The sequence below is a fragment of the Rhodococcus sp. IEGM 1372 genome, assembly GCF_030056835.1.
Taxonomy (GTDB): Bacteria; Actinomycetota; Actinomycetes; order Mycobacteriales; family Mycobacteriaceae; genus Rhodococcoides.
This window is the reverse complement of sequence record NZ_JASHKS010000083.1, coordinates 1-2,661: the sequence shown is the minus strand read 5'-3', so window position 1 is coordinate 2,661 and position 2,661 is coordinate 1. Positions and strand designations below refer to the sequence as shown.

The 2,661-nt window shown below is 62.8% G+C and carries 3 protein-coding genes and 2 pseudogenes; 4 read left to right on the top strand and 1 reads right to left on the bottom strand.

What is annotated here, in order from left to right; translation table 11 throughout:
- Nucleotides 1-50 precede the first annotated feature (50 nt).
- Together QM590_RS25740 and QM590_RS26035 are read left to right on the top strand one after the other, a co-directional pair.
- Nucleotides 51-284: pseudogene (locus tag QM590_RS25740) on the top strand (integrase core domain-containing protein); the annotation flags it as partial.
- A 351-nt stretch (nt 285-635) separates the two neighbouring features.
- A pseudogene (locus tag QM590_RS26035) lies at nt 636-737 on the top strand (DUF8462 domain-containing protein); the annotation flags it as partial.
- A gap of 206 nt (nt 738-943) precedes the next feature.
- Here the strand turns inward: QM590_RS26035 and QM590_RS25735 are convergent.
- Entirely contained in the window at nt 944-1,513 is a 570-nt protein-coding gene (locus tag QM590_RS25735) for a hypothetical protein (protein WP_283279474.1), read from the bottom strand.
- A 172-nt stretch (nt 1,514-1,685) separates the two neighbouring features.
- Between QM590_RS25735 and QM590_RS25730 the strand changes: the two genes are divergently transcribed.
- Both QM590_RS25730 and QM590_RS25725 read left to right on the top strand, forming a co-directional pair.
- Nucleotides 1,686-2,252, top strand: coding sequence for a tyrosine-type recombinase/integrase (locus QM590_RS25730; protein WP_269596885.1), 567 nt, complete (start codon nt 1,686-1,688; stop codon nt 2,250-2,252).
- On the top strand, nt 2,249-2,596 hold the full coding sequence (locus QM590_RS25725) for a helix-turn-helix domain-containing protein (protein ID WP_269596884.1): 348 nt from the start codon (nt 2,249-2,251) through the stop codon (nt 2,594-2,596). The genes QM590_RS25730 and QM590_RS25725 overlap by 4 nt, the downstream gene beginning before the upstream one ends.
- The last annotated feature ends 65 nt before the right edge of the window (nt 2,597-2,661 follow it).

Sequence of the window (2,661 nt, the reverse complement as noted above, 5' to 3'; positions counted from 1 at the left end):
CACCGTGAGGAGCGATCCTCACAGATCAGATGTCAACCAAAGCCGGGGCAGTCCCCGGGCTTTACAAGACCGAGTGCATCCGAACGACGATCATCCACTCGGGGCCGTACAAGACGATCACAGACGTCGAGTACGCGACCGCCGGTTGGGTCGAGTGGTACAACGTCAAGCGGCTTCATTCCAGCATCGGCCACATGCCCCCGATCGAATACGAAACACTCCACTACGCTGACCTCACCACCGAGGATCAGCCCCAACTGGAGGCGGCACAGAACCTAGGGTGATTCAGAACCTAGGGTGATTCAAGAAACACAACGCAGCCCTCATCCGCCTCGCTCGACGCCGATGCGACGTCCTGTTCGCGATGCTCAAGAACAAGACCCCTTACCAACCGCCCGCAGCTCACGCAGCTTGACAGAAACCATAGGGACACCCCCCAGGGGACCATCAACATCTCATGACGGCGCGGTAGCCACTTCCCCGCCCATCAGCCGACATCGACACCGCAAAGGTGTCACAGTACTGGCTTCCGCGCCGGGTGCGGCTTGGCGACGTAGTGCCCCTGGATATGCGCCCGCCCGCTCTATCAGATTGTATCCGCAAATATAAGGCTGTGCCTGATACAGCTACATACACGCAAAGGCCTCATCTGGTCTCCCGCCCGCGGCCTGGTTGCCTTCACCGTCCCCGGAATGGCGGACTTCATCCGCCGTCAACCCAACGCACCGGTCATCTGAGCTCGACCACCAGCGATCAAGCTGGGTCGACATCGACTACGTCCACGAATCGTGCAGCACCTGCATGACACGGCAACGCCGGTGTACGAGTTCAGTTCGAGCCGCGGTTGCAGCGTCCGGTCAGGAATCTGGGGCGGGCGAGAGCGACCAATGCGAACACGACCCCGCCCGCCACCGCCCCAGGTTCGTGGCCGGTTCACCGTGCGCTAGAACGGATCTGGTGGGCCGGTGTTCATCACCGCCATGATGTAGTCGCGGTCGGGCGGGTCTGCGGGGTGATCGTCGGCGATAGCGAACAACGACCGATCCGGTTCCTTCGGGGTGCGTGCCTCCTCCCGAGCTGCGAGCCATTCTCGCCACACGATGCGTTCGGCGCGGTGGCGCACGATGCGGGCGCGGACTGCGGACGTGAGACCGTGACGATGACCGATGTCGTCGAGTTCGACCGGGCCGACACCGATTTTGGCGTTCTCGACCATGAGCAGACCGGCGACGCGCAGATCCAACAAGGCTTCGTACCCGCTGGTGCGGCCGACCCCGATCGCGGTGAACAACTCATCCGGGGTCAAAGGCTTTGCCGCGGCGACCACGGCGTCGTAAAGGACACGGTGACGCCAGCCGATCACACTCCACGCCGGGTGTACCGACTCCACCTCCTCCGGCCCCGTCGAGGTGTCAATTGCCCTCGCTCGTCCCGCATGTGTAGGCACAAGTGCATATCGGTCGGGGTTCTGACCCACGCCGCGTTCGATCAGCAACAACGGTGAGCCTTCCATGTCCCGCAGCCGCTCCAGAACAGACCACACCGTTGATTCAGGGAGCAAGCCGGCGGCGATGGACAGTGACCTCCCACCGACACCGACTGTAGGAACACCTTCGACTATCTGGCCTGACACTGCCCCAGCCCACGCCAGTGCTTGAACTACAGCATGCGTAGTCGCGACCGCGATGAAAACCGCCTACGCCTGGGGGTTGCGACGCCAAGAACTCGCCATGCTCGACACGACCGACTTCGGCACCAACCCACACGCGACCGAGTTCGGTGGCCACGGAGTCCTCTATGTGCGTTGGGGCAAAGCCAACAAGGGAAGCACACCGAAACGCCGCAGCGTCCTGACCGTCTTCCCGTGGTCGGTGCGGGTGATGACGCAGTGGATCGAGCACTGCCACGACCTGAACACCCGCACACCCCACTCCACCGCACTGTGGCCCAGCGAACGATCACCGCGGGTGTCGAAGGAAAAGCTGGGCGCACGCTTCGCCGAATACCGCCGCGCCCTCGGACTGGCAGACGAGCTGACCCTGCATTGCCTAAGACATTCGTACGTCACCCACCTGATCGAAGACGGGTACGACCCACTCTTCGTCCAACAGCAGGTCGGTCACTCCCACGCATCGACCACCGCCCTCTACACCTCGGTCTCCTCCGACTTCCGCACCCGCACACTGCGCACCGTCCTCGACAACACCATCGAACGAGCACTCGCACTGCCCGATCCCGGAGCCGGCACGTGACCCGACGACGCCAACTCGACTTCCACTGGAAGCTCCGTCAGCAGATGGCCGCCCACGACATGTGGAAGACCACCCAACTGGCACCGCTGCTGCGCGAGCGCGGCATCGACCTCTCCGCCGCGCAGATCTACCGGCTCGTCACCGACAAACCCGAACGTCTGTCGATGAAAGTGCTTGTCGCGCTGTGCGATATCTTCGACTGCACACCCAACGACCTGATCACACCCGAAGCCGTCGCCGCCCGAGTCGCCAAAGCCGCCGGCGACACATCCACGCGGAACGTAACTAGTCTGAACCCCGACCTTCGACCCGAACGTGCCCGAATCACGGATCCCGATTCGTGAGCGCCACTCGCAAACTGATCTGCCGCGAGGATTTCGGACAATGGAGATGACTATTTTCAGGCCGC